Here is a 13516-nt window from a genome sequence, read left to right as displayed (position 1 = left end):
CAACGACTACGAGAAGTCGCTGCCAGTGGTTGCTTGAACTGTGTAAGCCCCTGTCCACCGTTCGGGGTGAACCTCAGAGCGGTCATGACGCGACTCAGGGGCTGGCTTGCTCACGACCTTGCCCTGTCCGTCCAGTGCGCTTGCACCGGGCTGGTCGCCCTCGGCGCGGCGTACGCCTCGTATCGGCACGGACGTGAGTTCGCGCTCCGCTTCGGCGCTGACACGGTGACGGCGACGATCTGGCCGCTCTTGGTCGACGGTCTGCTGACAATCGCGACGGTCGAGCTGTGGAAGACGCACCGGAGCGGTCGCCGGTCGCCGCGGTGGGTGGCATGGCTGGCGTTCGTGTTCGGTATCTGCCTGTCGTTGGTGGCGAACATCTGCTCGGCGCCGGCCTTGAGTGTGTTGCAGGTGACGGTGGCGGCGTGTCCGCCGCTGGTGTTGCTTTTGTCGGTCGAGTTGTTGAACGGTGCGCTGAAGCACCGGGTTGGTGAGACTGGCTCTGATAGGCGCATCGCCAGCCGAGACGCCAACGAGAATGCCCGCGAGACTGTGTCTGTCGGCGAGACTGCCGATGTGGTCACGCTGCTTTCGGTCTCGACTTCGGACGAGCAGTTCGGAGAGCGGACGGCGGAGCAACGGATGTGGGAGTACTACGTCGGCGCCCGTGCGCGTGGTTGTCATCCGAACGGCGCGGAGCTTGATCGGGCGGCCGGCACGCACAACTACGGTCGACGGATCATTCGGAAGTGGCGAGCTGAGGGCCGATTGGCTTCGTCCGTCGAGTTGAGACAACTGGCAACCGACGTCCAGGTGGAGCACGCTGGGCGTGTTCGCCGCGCAGTCTCGGGGGCGCCGTAAGTTCGCACTGGCATTGAGGCCTGAACATTGCCTCTGACCTGCAGTCGGCAACCGTTGCGGTCCTTGTTGGGACACCGAAGACCGGTAGCTCGTCGGATCGAAGAGCGCCGCTGTGTATTGACACGGACTTAGCCGCAGCCCTCAGGAGGGTAGTCGAGATCGCTGCCGAGCATGCGAGTGCGGGTCCGAATCTCGTCGGGGGCACCACGCAGACCATCATCACCGGATAGGCCCAGGCTGACCGGCACGTTGGTCATCCAGGGCACGTACGACCTCTCGGCGAAGCGCGGGAGGCGGTGATGGGCTCCTCGGCCAGCGTGAGCAGGTTCGTCACGACGATGATGAGCATCGTCATCGGTCTTACTTTCCTGTTTGGCTTCGGGAACGTCTTGGCGCTCGCCCTGCGGATCGGCGTTCCTGCGTACGTCGCCCCGCTGGTTGCACCGGCCGTCGACCTGACCGTGATCGGTTTGCTGGCAGGTAGCAGGCATCTGGCGACGCAGGGCCTCCGGACCAAGTACTGCGGCCAGTTCGGCGCCTTCTGCTGGCGGCGAGCATGGTTACGCTCGCCTTGAACGTCGCTGATCCGGTTTGCGCGGGTGAGTGGGGCAAGGCCGCCTTCGACGCAGTCGGTCCTCTGCTTCTCATCGGCTGGGCCGAAGTCGGTCCAGTCTTGCTCGGAGGCCTGCAGGCCGCGGATGCCGAGCCGGAATCACCTGCGAAACCCGTAGGCCAGTTGATCGGCGCGAGCGTGAACCTGGTGGAGCATTCGCGCCACGACAGCAGCCAGCGAGACGTCACGGGGGCGGAGCCTTGTCGGGACAAGGCTATAGATGAGCTGGACCGCGCTCGGGTGCTCAACCTAGAGCACTGGACGTTGCACGGACGCCCTATCTCCGCGGAAACGCTACGTCGCGAGCTGCGAATCGGGGCAGCGAAATCGCGTGCCCTTTGCGCGGCTGTCCGCGATGAAGTTCGAGTGCCCAGAGGAGGAGGGTAGCCGCCAACCTGGCGGCGTAGTCGGCTGAGCTTGACGGGACAACCATCGATGGAATTTTTCGAGTAGGTTTTCTGAGGCGATGCGGCGTGGTACCCTCCTGAGGTAAGGAGGTGGCCCGTGGCTGAGACCAGCGCGAATCCGGTGATGCTGACGCTCGCCCGGGACTCCCGTGAGCTGACCCAGTCGGACGTCGCCAGGGAAATGAGCGAGCGGCGAGGCGACGGCCCGAAGATCACGCAGGGCTACGTCTCGAAGGCCGAGGCTGGGGCGACTTCGGTCAGTGGTGAGCGACTGGAACTTTTCGCCGCAGTCTTGGGCTACCCCACTGAGCTGCTGACTTTGTCGGGGAACGTTTTCGGGCTCGGGACGACGTGTGTGCACCACCGCAAGCGCCAGTCCCTGTCGGCTGCTGCTGGCCGTCGCGTGCACGCCTACCTCAACCTCGCGCGGATCCAGACCCGCCATCTGCTGCACGGTACCGACGTTCAGCCCGCGAACGCGTTCTTCCGCTTCCCGGTGTCCGTCATCGACACCGCGCGCGACGCCGCGGCCGAGGTGCGCAAGCGGTGGCGGATACCGCCGGGGCCGGTGGAGTCGATGGTCGACCTGTTGGAGCAGGCCGGCGGCATCGTGGTCCAGCGCCGCACACCATCGGCTGCATGGGACGCCGTCAGCCAGTGGCCGGACGATGAGGCGCCTGTCTTCCTCCTGAATGCCGCCACACCACCGGACCGGCAGAGATTCACGCTGGCACACGAGCTGGGACACATTGTCTGTCACCCGGTTGTCGGGCCGAATCAAGAGAAGGAAGCCGACGAGTTTGCTGCCGAATTCCTGATGCCGGCCGCGCAAATCGTCGCGGATCTGAAGAGCGACTTGGACATCGCCATGCTCGGCGCGCTGAAGCAACGGTGGAAGGTGTCCATGGCAGCGCTCGTCCGGCGTGCCCACGACCTGGGCGTGATTACGGACTGGCGCTACCGAACCCTCAATGTCGAGCTCTCCAGTCTCGGCTACCGGACGGACGAACCTGGTGTACTGCCGGCGGAGCACCCGCGGCTGCCGCTCAAGGCGGCACGCGAGTGGATCACCCGACAGCAGGATGGCCTTGACGACCTGGCCGCACGCACTCTGTTGACGACTGCCGAATTCACCGAGGTGTTCGGGCTCGCTGGGCAGTCCGATCCTGAGCTCGCCTCGACTCTCGAAGGGGGCACGTGTGGCTAACGACGACCGTGCCGGATCGCATGAAAGCGGCGCGCTCAACGCCGCCATCAAGGACGCCGAACGGCTCCGGCCACCTGGCCGCGTCGGCGTGCTCTTCGATCGCCTGCTGACCGCCGCGAGTACCCGCGAACTGCAACCGGTCCTAGGGGCCGTCGACCCGACGTGGGGTGGTGTATGGGTCGGTGGCGACAACGCGGCACTGAAGATCGCCGGGTATCGCGATGCGGGCTTCGACGAGCTGGTGCTCGTCGCAGATCCGGAGATCTACTGCAAGCGTTGTGCCACGCCGGAAGTGCCGTTCGACTTGCCCGGCACGCTTGATGGCGGCTTGGACGCGGTCCTGGACGACCAGCTGGCCCGCGGGGCTTCGGTCGCCGCGACGCCCTCGCTGTACGTCGCCGCCGGCGACTCAGCCAGCCTGAAGGCCCAGGTGCGCCGAGTATCCGAGCTGGAACGCGACGACACGGTGTTTGTCGTCGCTGCAGCGGTCGCGTGGCTCAACAAGACGTTCATCGACCAGTTCAGCGCCTTGCTGCAGGCTGCGAAGACGCCGATCGGGCTGCGGCTAGGCGGCCAGTTCGACCCGCTGGCCAAGGTCAAGGAGGCGCCTGAGAACCTCCGTCGCCTCGAGCGTGAAGTCCCCCACCTCATGCGACTGGGGACCGATCTCTCGGCTATCGACGGGCTTTGCCACAACTCCTTCGCCGGCGCGATCGGCCTGACCTCGACGCGCCGGCACCTGATCCCACCCGGGGAAATACCGAAGTCGGCGCCCAGCGACGGGCCACCGCCGCCAAGTGTTCTCGTCAGCGAGCTGTTGAGCTTCATCAGGACGACGTCGCTCGCCGAAAAGTTTGCCAACTCGTCGTCGCCGTCGTGTTCCTGTTCGATCTGCCACGGACAGAAGCTGACCCGGCTGCTTCACCCGACCGAGGACAAGCTTGAAGCCCGCTCGCACAACATCGCCGTCTGGAGCGCTCTCATGCACACCCTGCAGCGGGAGCTTCCTCGACGCGCCGATCGAGGCGAGTGGTGGAAGAAGCGGTGCCAGGTCGCGGTGGACCACCACACCCTGTTCAACGACCAGCTGCGCAACCCCAAGGCGTTCAAGTCTCAAGCGGTCCTGACGCGCTGGGCGAAGCTGCCCGCCTAGTTCGAGCAGGAGAGGTGCAGCGCATACACGCGCTCGGCGAACGCCCAGCGGGCCGCTGAATGCTGCTGGACGACGAAGGCATCGGGTTCCAGGACCCAGTTCCCGTCGTCACCTTCGAGGGCGACTCCCACTCCGTTATAGGACGCTTCGAGCACCTGCTCATGAGTGGGGCTCGACGTGCAGACCAGGACCCGTTCGGCGAACTGGCTGAACTCGAGAACGCGCTGCAACGCCGCCGTCCACGAACGTCGGACAGCTACAGTGATCCGCTCGACCCGCACTGGGTGCCGGGCGAGCCTGCGTAACCTGTCCTCGCTCTGAGACACCGCTGACTCTGGTAGCCGGGCGACGATGCGCTGGACGCGCCCGGACACCGACTCCCGGGAGATGTCCGCTTCCTCCGGCAGTTCCAACATGGCGTCCAGAGCTGCGAGATCATCCAGGCTGCCAAGTTCAGCCAGCTGCCGTCGCTCGTGTTCGCGACGGTCGAGGAGGTAGTGCGCGACGGCCCCAACGCCGCTACCAGGCAGGTGTCGAGCGTAGGTCTCCTCGCCGAGGCCGACCTGACGGGTGGAGCTGACCGCGACGTCCACGTTCTGCTCCCTCGCGTTGCTGATCCTCGATGGTCTACCGCACCATCACCGGTCTCACCAGGCCGTGTATTTGACTGGCCCAGCCTATCAACTATCTTGAAAGTTGATACTAGACACCCGGGAGCGTTCGTGGAGACCGACGAGCTGGGGCGGCTCCTCTTCGGGAGACCCTGCCGGCTCAAGCTCGCGCTCTGGATCCTTGACCACCCGCAACGCCGGTTCTACCAGTCCGAGCCTCCGAGCGACGTCATCGCCCAGAGCGCGGTCGGCGTCGAGCTGCGTCGGCTGGCATCGCTCGGCATGCTCACGGAGTCGAGCGGCAAGGAGCGACGGCGGATCTACTACGACCGCACCGACAGCAGCCTTTGGTCGATCATCGAGGCGGCCAGGCGATCTCTCGAACGATAGGCCGGTCTCAATCCGTGGTCCGCCGACTGCGGCGCGCCTCGCAAGGCCAAGCCGGCTCGGCGGGGTGCGCACGGTCACGGTGCCGTTGAGGGACAATGCACGGGTGAGCGCTCGACTGGCTGAGGCCGACTACCAGCTCGTGTGGCCGCGGGCCCTGTTCAAATCCGAGGCCGCCAAACTGCTCAACCAACGCGATCTGAACGACTGGAATGATCGCTGCGCGTTGCTTCTGGACGATGCCTTCGTGCGAGGCATCAGAGGTGGGCCTGTGGAGGAGTTCGCTGAGATCGGCGAACTCCCGCATGCCAGTCCTCGAGACGGCCGGGATACGCCCCGTTCAGCCATGACCTTCAAGCAACAGTTCCTCCGCGACCTCATGGTCAACGCGGACCTCTTGAACGAGGATCCGCCCCCTCGTCGTCCGTACTGGAGTGAGCGGAAGACGGGTCCGCGCTCCGCCCGAGCCCTGACCCGGGAAGAGACTGTCCGTGAATTCGTCGACCTGGTCCATGAGCTCGAGATGCTGGGCTACTTCGAGAAGCGTTTCGGAAAAGATTGCATCGACGATCCATATGGAGACAGGCCGGCGCGGTGGGTCGAGCGTGAGCTAGGGGTCGCCGGCTTGTGGCCGTTACGTGCGGATCGCCTGGCGCAGGACCACGATCTCTTCTTCGATGTTGTCGAGTTGTTGCACGACACGGCTGCGCGGCCCCTGCGGCGCTGGCTTCACAGCCACGGGGAATGCGGCTGGCACAATGAGCTCTTCGAGATCGAACCGGGACGCCTCGCTTACCGTTGGCGGGTGAACAAAATCCTCGACCGGAGCGAGTTCGGTTATCGGTTGGCCGAAGAGGGTGCCGATGTGGGCCGCCTTGTCTTGGCGACCGACGACGCCCGCTCGACGCTGGTTCACAAGCTGATCACGCGAGATGACGGAGGACCGGCCGACCAGGTCCGCCACGCGATCGAGTTGTTCCGCGCCCGCGGGGCGGACCGCAACCAGAAGCGCTCGGCGGTGGTGGCCCTTGCCCTTGTCCTCGAGGAGCGTCGGCACAACGTGTTGGTGTCTGCCCTTGCCAAGAAAGACAGTGGTGCGCTCTTCGAGATCGCCAACGGATTCCACGTTCGTCACCAAGATGCGAAGCAGAGGCGGGACTACGACGAGTTCTACCTCGACTGGATCTTTTGGGTCTACCTGGCCACTGTGGAGCTGACGAATCGGGTGATTGACGGGCAGGGAGCCTGACAACTCGACCGGAATTCGGGCGGTGTACGCGCACGGTCGCCCTCGGGCCTTCGAGCAGGGAGAGGTGGCTCGTACTGTTGATGTTGGTGCTGCCGCGCCAATGCACTTCGCCAGGTGAGGTCCAGCCGGCGCGCATGCGGATGACTTGGCCGTCGAGGCTTCTCCGCGCCCTGCAGGGGGCGCGTCGTCGAGACGGAGAAGGTCCCCAGGCCTATGATCGAATTCGTGGAAATCGGTGAGCCGGTGCCGGCCGATCACAGCCGGGCATTCGTGCAGGTCGCTCAGGGGAGTCGGATCATGTGGCACATGGTCCGCTCGTGTGGTGATCCCGAAGCGGGATCGAACCTCCGGACGGTCGACGAGTTTTACCCGTTTGAGAAGGTTTCAGTTCGTGCGAAGCATTACATCGAGGCGGCCTACGAGCATCTCCTCATGTGGGCAGACCACGTCGCTCCCTTCAAATTCCACGACGAGCAAGTCGTCAACTTCAGCCTCAGGCCGACGTTCACCCTCGCACGTGCCGCCTTGGAGAGCGCGGCGCAGGCCGTATGGCTCTTGAGTGCCGAAGGACCCGTTGAATGCGTCCGGCGTCACCTGTGCTTGATCCGCTGGGATATCGCCGAGCACCGCAAGAGCGCGGCTGATGCCGCGCACAAGGAACGCTGCCGTCAGCGAGATGCGGACCTGCTCGCGCGTGTCGCTTCGAGGTACACCGAGGACGAGCTGGCGCCGCCCAACGGATACCTCGATGTCCTGAAACACGCTTGTCTGCCGGTCGATCTTGCGTTGAACGCGGCCGACATCGAACGGCTGTGGCGTGCGGCGAGCGGCGCTGCTCACGGGAAGTATTGGCCGAACCTGGAATTGCAGCGAACGGTTGTTGGAGTTGAATTCGAGCCAGGTCATTTCCGAGCACTGACGTTGCCGGATTCCGCGGCCATGGTGGAAGTCATCGAAGCTGCCAACGCCATGTCGCAATACGCGGCGCTCAAGTACCTGGTGTTCGCCGGAGCTGATCCGGCCGCTCTCATGGGTCCGGCGTCACGGTGGCTTCTGGAACACACCACGTTGTCTGAGGATGCCGACCCCGAAGTTCTGGCGCGTTTGGCTGCTGACCGCCCGGAGGGATGGGGCGACCCTGCTGGTTGACGACGCTGGCCGCCATTCGCCAGACGTCCGCCCCCACCGGCAACGGTGCACGGATCCCGCGCCAGTAAGGGCTAGTCAGGGGGTGAGCACGCAGTCTCCGCAGATTGGGCTGTTGCGCTCGGGCGAGGCTCGGTAGATCAGGCAGCAGCTACGGCGCCGGAACTGTCCATCCACGGTTACGCCGCTCCCGGCCAGCGGTGGCTCGGAGAGCAGTGCCGAGGTGACCGCCCGGATCCGCGGCGCGCCCGCGGGCTGGGCGGCGATGAGCATCCGGGAGGCCCCGTTGACCGCGGAAGCCACTTTGCCTCAGCGGATCTGCTCGGACAGCGAGAATTCCGCCACCGCAGTGTCGATCCTCCGGATCACGCCTCCGAGCACGCCCGCTGCACGGCGGCGCGAACGAGGCTGTGATGGCAATGTTCGAGGAGATCGGTTCCGTGGGCAACGCCGAAGCCTAGCCGCGGAAAGCGCTCGCCGAGAAGCGCAAGATCATGGGTTTCGGTCACCGCGTCTACAAGAAGGGCGATTCCCGGCTCCCGACGATGCGGCACGCCCTGCAGGAGGTCGCCGAGCTCCGCGACGGCCATGAGCCGCTGGACCTCCACGAGGCCCTCGCCCGGGCGATGTACGCGGAGAAGGGCCTGCACCTGAACCTCGACTATCCGGCCGGCCCGGCGTATCACCTGATGGGCTTCGACACCCCAATCTTCGTGGCTGCGCGCATCACCGGCTGGACTGCCCACATCATGGAACAGCTGGCGGCCAACAGCCTGATCCGGCTGTCGAGCACCTACAGCGGCTTTTGCCGTGCGCTCCCTCGGGGTCCACGCGGACTCGCGAAGGAGAGCCCCGTGACCAGTTCCACCCCGACCAGCCGCGCTCCAACGCGCCCGGGAACTGCTCGACACCGGGGGCGCGAGTTCCATCCAGGAGATCGGCGCGGGCTGTCAGGTTGCCGCGCGCGTCCCACTTCAGCCGACCGTTCCGTGACCGGTACGCGATCAGCCCGCGGTGCTATCGCGAAGGCAAGGTGGACTCGAGTTGATCCCGCACACACCGTAACGATCCACGGTGCGCCACCGACTGTGGTGCGTGACGAACTCGGGCAACGGAAACAAGAAGTGGTACTTCGTGGCCGGCGGCATCATCGCCGGCCTCGTTGCTTTCCTGAACGGTGTCTTCGACCTCGGTGACCACATCTTCGGCGGCAGCAGTGCCGACGCGGAAGCGCCGGCGGCCAGCCCGACGGCTCCCGGCACGGCGGTCGCCTCGAGCAGTGGTGTCTCCTCGGCGCAGCCCGACGAGCCCGCGATGCCGACCAAGCCCGTCGCCGCGGGAACAGCGGAGCGTCAGCCGGAGACGACGCCGGTGTCGCAGGCAAGGCGTTCGGGGCCCGCCTGGTACGACCTGACCGCCTACGAAGCTGTCTCGTTCGGCAACGGCCACAGCTCGGTCTCGTCGATCACGATCGGCAACACGTCGTTCCCGAACAGCATCAAGGGCTATTACCAGTCTTCGGCGTCGGACCCGAACGATCGGCGCACCTGGCTGACCGCGGGGGCTTGTGACCAGCTTTCGGTGTGGGTCGGCAAGGACGCGGCTTCGTCGGGAAAGGGCGGCACAGGCCACTTCAGCGTCCAGGCCGAGGCTGCGGAGATCGCCGGCGCGGACGCGACCTTGCAGGACCAGCCACAGCAGCTCGTCGTGGATATCGCCGGGGTGAGCCGGCTGACCTTGTTCGACACCAAGGCGAGTCAGGATGCGAACAACGCGTGGGGCAGCCCGAAGGTGCGCTGTACCGCACCTCCGGGTAAACCTCACTGACCGGCAGCCGAGCTGAGCGCGACAAAGGTGGTTCAGGCCTTCCAGAACGCCGTGGCGGCTTCAGCGACCAGGTCCAGCTTCGCGGCCTGCACGTCCTCGGTGAGGTCGGGGTGGGCGTCCACCATCGATGCGAAGCCGCACTGCGTCGACAGCGCCAGCTGCTCGGCCGGGATGTGGGCGGTCGCGTCCTTCAGCCGGCCGATGATCTCGTCGACCGACTCGACGCGGGTTGTCTTCGTCGACACCAGCCCGAGCACCACCGTCCGGTCCGGCGGTGCCGCCGCGAGCGGCTCGAAGGTGCCCGACCGCTCGTCGTCGTACTCGAGGAGGAAGCGGTCGAAACCGTTGCAGCGGCGGAACAGTGCTTCGGCGACGTACTGCTGGACATCGCGGCCGCGGCGAAGACCGGCGGCATCGCCGAGGTGTGGATCGACCCGGGCATCGGCTTCGGCAAGACGGTCGAGGACAACGTGCGCCTGCTGCGCCGCATGCCGGCGATGTGCGACCTCGGCATCCCGGTCCTGCTGGGCGTAAGCCGCAAGTCGTTCATCGGCGCGGTCACCGGCCGCGACGTCGAGGACCGGCTGCCGGGCTCGCTGGCGCTGATCGCCCCGGCGTGGTCAGCCGGGGTCGACATCATCCGGGTCCACGACGTGCCGCAGACCTGCGACACGATCACCATGCTCGAGGCTGTCTGGGGAGATCGGTGACTGCTGCGCATAACTGGGTGGCGGGTCAGCTTTCTCGGTCGCTGGTTGGCGGCCGGGATTGAGCACTCGCAACCGAGTGTCTTTGGCATCGCGCTTGAAGTTGCTCAGCCGGCTGGTCGCGTATTCCGGGTACTCCTCGTTCCACGAGTCCATCTTCTGCTGCCACGTTCCGGTGCGGCCGGCCACGAACGCGGCGAGCAGGAGATTGCGTGTCGACGGCCCTTTGACACGACTGTGCCCGTAGGTCTCGGCGATCTCGAGATCGGCACGCGCCGCGACGTAGGCGGCAGCGACGTCTTCAGCCGCCGCTGCAGGGTGAACGTCCAGCCGAATACGCTCGCCCCAGGGACAGAACTCGTTGTTGTGTATGGGGGGATCAAGATGCGTCACTCGGATCATGCTGATGAGCGGGGAGAGTCCGGTCAGCACGAACGTTGCGGCCTGGCTCTCTGTCCAGCCATGGATCCGTCCGATACTTCGGGCCAACTCGCGTAATTTGAAGAGAACACCTCCGGGTGCGGCAGGTTCGAAGAACAAGCCGAAGGCGAGAGGCCCGTCGTCGGGATCCGGATGTGGACGGGGGTGATCGTTTCGCTGGTCGCCGGCGCTGCCATCCTCGATTTCACGCTGCAACTTGGGCCCGAGGTACTCCACCACCGGAAAGTTGTGGCTTACCGGAAAGTGACTCGAGGGAGCCGGGATCGGCTCGTGGCGCTTCCATCCTCGGGGCACCGGGAGGGTTACGAGAACCGTGTCGGTCGGCTGGGTGGTGACGTGCTCACGGACCCAATCGTGAATCTCATTGGGTAGCAAGGTGTTGCCGTGCGGCAGATACTTCTTCCGGAAATCACCGATGCGCGGGTCCTCGTCGGCCTCGTCCGCGACGAGCCTGGTCAGCGCCGTCTGGAAGGCGTTCAACCGCGGTCCGACGTCGGCGGCCCGAGTCTGCTGGTCAACTTCCGGTCGTCCCTCTGCTGGAAGGACTCCGCGGGCCCGTTCCGATCGAGGCTCTGCCGCCATGGCCCGGATCTTCTCGACTTCGGCCACGGCGTCCGCCACTCCGGCCTCGCCGGCCTGGGTGATGTCGTCAAGCCAGCCGCCGTCGCGGAGGTGCGCGAACAACAAGTCGTTGGTGATCGGTTTTCCCAGCGCGTCTTCGAGCTTGGCCAGCGCGGCGGCGTCGATGCTGCCCAGCGCCCGCTTGATCGCCATAGGCAAGGCTATCACGATCAGGATAGTCGAGGGCATGAACGACGACGAAACGGACACGGTGAACGGCAGCGTGGATGAGCCGCAAGCCGACCCTGAGGTCGTGTTCCCGGAGAAGGTGCGCGAGGTGGACGCACACTGGGGAGCCGACGAGTGGAGCCGGAGTGTGCTGGAACGAATCGAGACCGCGCGACGGGTGCTTCACGCCTTGCGGGGGCTGGTGATCGAGGCCGCGCACTTGCTGGCTGCGCTGCTGTTCTTCCTCGCCGTGGCGGCTCAGTTCTGGTGAGCCAGGTGGAGTCTCTTCGCCGGGAAGGCGCCGGCAGTACGCCGCTGCCCGCTGAGCGTCCGGCCGGGAGCAGTGCCCTGCCCCCGGCCGGCTCGCTCAGCCCACGGGCGCGTTGGCGACGCCGCGGGAGTGCTCGATCCCATCGGGAACGACCTCGGCCGCAGCCGCCGACTCGGCGGACGGCGGCGCCGGCGGCCCGGGTACCTCGGCGAGGTGCTCGGACAACGGCTTGGTCGGCGGGGTGCCGTAGCTGAAGTACGTCTCCCACGGCAGCTTCGCGCCGCCGATCGCCAGGCCGGTGTCGATGTCGGACATCTGCCACGTGCGGGTCTCGTAGTCCGGCTCGAGTTGCAGGATGCCAGGCTCGCCGAACAGCTCGATGCGGTTGCCGCCCGGCTCGAAGACGTACAGGAATGCGCCCTGCGTGATGCCGTGGCGGTCCGGGCCCGCCTCGATCGTGATGTCGTGCTCGCGGAACATCTCCGCCGCGTCGATGTTGTGCTGCTGGACGCCGTAGAAGAACGCCGCGTGCTGGAGGCGGCTGTGGGCGCTTGCGCGGACTGGGACGAACGCGGCGATCTGCCCTGTGATCGCGACCAGCGTGGACAGCAGGCCGTCGCCGCCGGTGCTGGCGGAGGAGAACACCGCGAACACGATCTGGCCGAGGGTTGCGCGGATCGTGACCAGGTCACCGACGGCGGAGAGCCCGGCCGAAATCCATTCGCGCAGTTGCCCGGTCTGGCGCGCGGTGGCGATGAAGTCCGCGAAGCGCTGGGCACCGTCGGCCAGCCCGGAGGCGAACCCAGGCAGGAACTCCGCGCCGACCGCCGCCACGTCCAGCAGTGCCTGCAGGAACGGCTGCACCCCGGCGGAGGCCAGCCGCACGGACGCGCCGGTGCTGTCCAAGATCGAGCGGACGTCGTCGACGGTGCGGCCTTCGCGGGCGAACGCGGCCAGGCCGCCCGCTCCGGCGTTGAGCCCGTCCGTGATGCCGCCCAGTTCAGTTTCGGTACGGAGTAGCGGTAGGTACGTCCCAGCCCGGCCGGTGATCTCCGCTGTGAGGCCAGCGAACAGACGCTGCTGGACGTCCTGCCGTAGCCCGGTCAGGTCCGGACGCGGCGCGCGGACCGCGTTCGCAGCGGCGGCCATCGCGGGCGGAAACTCGGCGATGGCCTGCGTGTATTTGGCCGGGTCGCTCTCCTTGAGCGCATCGGCGAACCCGGAGACGCCGAGCTTGAGCGTGGCGATCGCCGCCGCTGCGGCAAGGCCGGCCGCAGGGACGACCAGCAGGGCGCCGGAGGCGGTGGCCGCCGCCGACCCGATGCCGCCGAGCACGGTCACGGCCTGGCCCGCGGCGGCCATCGCGCCGTACTTCAGCACTGCCGCGCCGACGGACAGCGTCATGCGAGTGAACCCCCACGGTGGTGCGGTTCAGGCCGTCGTCCAGCTCGCCAAGGCCGCGCACCGTCGAGCCGATCGACTTGTCGGCCACGGCCTTGATCGAGACGGACTTGCCCAACAGCTCACGCACGAGCCGCTGGAGCCGGGTCTCGGCCGGGACGGCGTCCAGCTTGGCCAGCAGCCGCACGTCGCTGTCGTTGCCTTCGCGAGCGGCGGCGCGGATCTGCTCCTTGAGCAGGGCCGTCTGCACCTGCGCCGACAGCGTGATCGTCGGGGCTGTGCGCTCGTTCTGGCGGACCTGGTCGCGGATCTCGCGGCCGAGCCCTTGCAGGCTGGGCAGGAGCTTGAAGTAGGCGTGACCGACCGTCGTCACCAGGCGCTCACCCCTCCGTAGCCGAGTAGGAGCGCCAGTCGGAATGTCCGACTTAAGACCGCCGTAGGATTGA

Annotated in this window: 18 protein-coding genes; 12 read left to right on the top strand and 6 right to left on the bottom strand. The window is 66.4% G+C overall.

The window, feature by feature from the left end; translation table 11 throughout:
• The first annotated feature begins 84 nt into the window (after positions 1-84).
• The 4 genes from ISP_RS37925 (at position 85) to ISP_RS37910 (ending at position 4241) form a co-directional block, all read left to right on the top strand.
• Positions 85-861 carry a DUF2637 domain-containing protein gene (locus tag ISP_RS37925; protein ID WP_014467612.1) on the top strand — a complete coding sequence of 259 codons (777 nt, stop codon included), beginning with the start codon at positions 85-87 and terminating at the stop codon, positions 859-861.
• A 299-nt stretch (positions 862-1160) separates the two neighbouring features.
• Complete coding sequence (locus tag ISP_RS37920) at positions 1161-1436, top strand: hypothetical protein (RefSeq protein WP_014467611.1); 276 nt, start codon at positions 1161-1163, stop codon at positions 1434-1436.
• Positions 1437-1978: 542 nt separating this feature from the next.
• The gene (locus ISP_RS37915; RefSeq protein ID WP_013229083.1) at positions 1979-3088 is read left to right on the top strand and encodes an ImmA/IrrE family metallo-endopeptidase; all 1110 of its coding nucleotides are present in this window, start codon (positions 1979-1981) and stop codon (positions 3086-3088) included.
• Complete coding sequence (locus ISP_RS37910) at positions 3081-4241, top strand: hypothetical protein (protein WP_013229082.1); 1161 nt, start codon at positions 3081-3083, stop codon at positions 4239-4241. The genes ISP_RS37915 and ISP_RS37910 overlap by 8 nt, the downstream gene beginning before the upstream one ends.
• On the opposite strand, the gene ISP_RS37905 is transcribed toward ISP_RS37910, so the two are convergent.
• Positions 4238-4834, bottom strand: coding sequence for a hypothetical protein (locus tag ISP_RS37905; RefSeq protein ID WP_013229081.1), 597 nt, complete (start codon positions 4832-4834; stop codon positions 4238-4240). The genes ISP_RS37910 and ISP_RS37905 overlap by 4 nt on opposite strands.
• Before the next feature lie 129 nt (positions 4835-4963).
• Here ISP_RS37905 and ISP_RS37900 point away from each other — a divergent pair, with 129 nt between their 5' ends.
• The 3 genes from ISP_RS37900 to ISP_RS37890 all read left to right on the top strand — a co-directional run bounded on the left by ISP_RS37900 (position 4964) and on the right by ISP_RS37890 (position 7637).
• On the top strand, positions 4964-5242 hold the full coding sequence (locus ISP_RS37900) for a hypothetical protein (RefSeq protein WP_013229080.1): 279 nt from the start codon (positions 4964-4966) through the stop codon (positions 5240-5242).
• 103 nt (positions 5243-5345) lie between these two features.
• Positions 5346-6488, top strand: coding sequence for a hypothetical protein (locus ISP_RS37895; RefSeq protein ID WP_013229079.1), 1143 nt, complete (start codon positions 5346-5348; stop codon positions 6486-6488).
• Positions 6489-6701: 213 nt separating this feature from the next.
• Complete coding sequence (locus ISP_RS37890) at positions 6702-7637, top strand: hypothetical protein (RefSeq protein ID WP_013229078.1); 936 nt, start codon at positions 6702-6704, stop codon at positions 7635-7637.
• Positions 7638-7712: 75 nt separating this feature from the next.
• Here ISP_RS37890 and ISP_RS48425 read toward each other — a convergent pair whose 3' ends face one another.
• Together ISP_RS48425 and ISP_RS37885 are read right to left on the bottom strand one after the other, a co-directional pair.
• The gene (locus tag ISP_RS48425; protein ID WP_080604935.1) at positions 7713-7907 is read right to left on the bottom strand and encodes a (2Fe-2S)-binding protein; all 195 of its coding nucleotides are present in this window, start codon (positions 7905-7907) and stop codon (positions 7713-7715) included.
• A gap of 92 nt (positions 7908-7999) precedes the next feature.
• A complete protein-coding gene (locus ISP_RS37885) occupies positions 8000-8224 on the bottom strand; it encodes a hypothetical protein (protein ID WP_230469002.1) in 225 nt (74 codons plus the stop codon).
• Between ISP_RS37885 and ISP_RS37880 the strand changes: the two genes are divergently transcribed.
• Positions 8129-8830 carry a citrate/2-methylcitrate synthase gene (locus ISP_RS37880; RefSeq protein WP_230468534.1) on the top strand — a complete coding sequence of 234 codons (702 nt, stop codon included), beginning with the start codon at positions 8129-8131 and terminating at the stop codon, positions 8828-8830. The two genes, ISP_RS37885 and ISP_RS37880, sit on opposite strands and share 96 nt — an antisense overlap.
• Positions 8769-9461 carry an NPCBM/NEW2 domain-containing protein gene (locus ISP_RS37875; protein WP_230468533.1) on the top strand — a complete coding sequence of 231 codons (693 nt, stop codon included), beginning with the start codon at positions 8769-8771 and terminating at the stop codon, positions 9459-9461. The genes ISP_RS37880 and ISP_RS37875 overlap by 62 nt, the downstream gene beginning before the upstream one ends.
• A gap of 32 nt (positions 9462-9493) precedes the next feature.
• Here ISP_RS37875 and ISP_RS37870 read toward each other — a convergent pair whose 3' ends face one another.
• Entirely contained in the window at positions 9494-9823 is a 330-nt protein-coding gene (locus ISP_RS37870; RefSeq protein ID WP_071831714.1) for a uroporphyrinogen decarboxylase/cobalamine-independent methonine synthase family protein, read from the bottom strand.
• Between the two features lie 60 nt (positions 9824-9883).
• Between ISP_RS37870 and ISP_RS37865 the strand changes: the two genes are divergently transcribed.
• Complete coding sequence (locus ISP_RS37865) at positions 9884-10171, top strand: dihydropteroate synthase (protein ID WP_013229075.1); 288 nt, start codon at positions 9884-9886, stop codon at positions 10169-10171.
• Here the strand turns inward: ISP_RS37865 and ISP_RS37860 are convergent.
• Positions 10082-11383 (bottom strand): hypothetical protein, encoded by a 1302-nt coding sequence (locus tag ISP_RS37860; protein WP_230468532.1) that lies wholly within the window; start codon positions 11381-11383, stop codon positions 10082-10084. The genes ISP_RS37865 and ISP_RS37860 overlap by 90 nt on opposite strands.
• Positions 11384-11417: 34 nt before the next feature.
• Here ISP_RS37860 and ISP_RS37855 point away from each other — a divergent pair, with 34 nt between their 5' ends.
• Positions 11418-11669, top strand: a complete 252-nt coding sequence (locus tag ISP_RS37855) for a hypothetical protein (protein WP_230468531.1) — start codon at positions 11418-11420, stop codon at positions 11667-11669.
• Between the two features lie 96 nt (positions 11670-11765).
• On the opposite strand, the gene ISP_RS37850 is transcribed toward ISP_RS37855, so the two are convergent.
• Positions 11766-13073, bottom strand: coding sequence for a VOC family protein (locus tag ISP_RS37850; RefSeq protein WP_013229073.1), 1308 nt, complete (start codon positions 13071-13073; stop codon positions 11766-11768).
• On the opposite strand from ISP_RS37850, the gene ISP_RS37845 reads away from it, so the two are divergent.
• Positions 13072-13464: a hypothetical protein gene (locus tag ISP_RS37845; protein ID WP_014467607.1), complete on the top strand. Its 393-nt coding sequence runs from the start codon at positions 13072-13074 to the stop codon at positions 13462-13464. The two genes, ISP_RS37850 and ISP_RS37845, sit on opposite strands and share 2 nt — an antisense overlap.
• Positions 13465-13516 lie beyond the last annotated feature (52 nt).

The organism is Amycolatopsis mediterranei (assembly GCF_026017845.1).
Classification (GTDB): Bacteria; Actinomycetota; Actinomycetes; order Mycobacteriales; family Pseudonocardiaceae; genus Amycolatopsis; species Amycolatopsis mediterranei.
The sequence above is the reverse complement of the archived record's forward strand: the minus strand, read 5'-3'. Positions and strand labels throughout refer to the sequence as shown.

Excerpts from the sequence above, each read along its gene's own strand:
- ISP_RS37925 (WP_014467612.1), top strand. The coding sequence starts at position 85 with ATGACGCGACTCAGGGGCTGGCTTGCTCACGACCTTGCCCTGTCCGTC.
- ISP_RS37920 (WP_014467611.1), top strand. The coding sequence starts at position 1,161 with ATGGGCTCCTCGGCCAGCGTGAGCAGGTTCGTCACGACGATGATGAGC.
- ISP_RS37890 (WP_013229078.1), top strand. The coding sequence starts at position 6,702 with ATGATCGAATTCGTGGAAATCGGTGAGCCGGTGCCGGCCGATCACAGC.
- ISP_RS48425 (WP_080604935.1), bottom strand. The coding sequence starts at position 7,907 with ATGCTCATCGCCGCCCAGCCCGCGGGCGCGCCGCGGATCCGGGCGGTC.
- ISP_RS37880 (WP_230468534.1), top strand. The coding sequence starts at position 8,129 with ATGGGTTTCGGTCACCGCGTCTACAAGAAGGGCGATTCCCGGCTCCCG.
- ISP_RS37885 (WP_230469002.1), bottom strand. The coding sequence starts at position 8,224 with ATGGCCGTCGCGGAGCTCGGCGACCTCCTGCAGGGCGTGCCGCATCGT.
- ISP_RS37860 (WP_230468532.1), bottom strand. The coding sequence starts at position 11,383 with ATGGCGATCAAGCGGGCGCTGGGCAGCATCGACGCCGCCGCGCTGGCC.
- ISP_RS37855 (WP_230468531.1), top strand. The coding sequence starts at position 11,418 with ATGAACGACGACGAAACGGACACGGTGAACGGCAGCGTGGATGAGCCG.
- ISP_RS37845 (WP_014467607.1), top strand. The coding sequence starts at position 13,072 with ATGCGAGTGAACCCCCACGGTGGTGCGGTTCAGGCCGTCGTCCAGCTC.
- ISP_RS37850 (WP_013229073.1), bottom strand. The coding sequence starts at position 13,073 with ATGACGCTGTCCGTCGGCGCGGCAGTGCTGAAGTACGGCGCGATGGCC.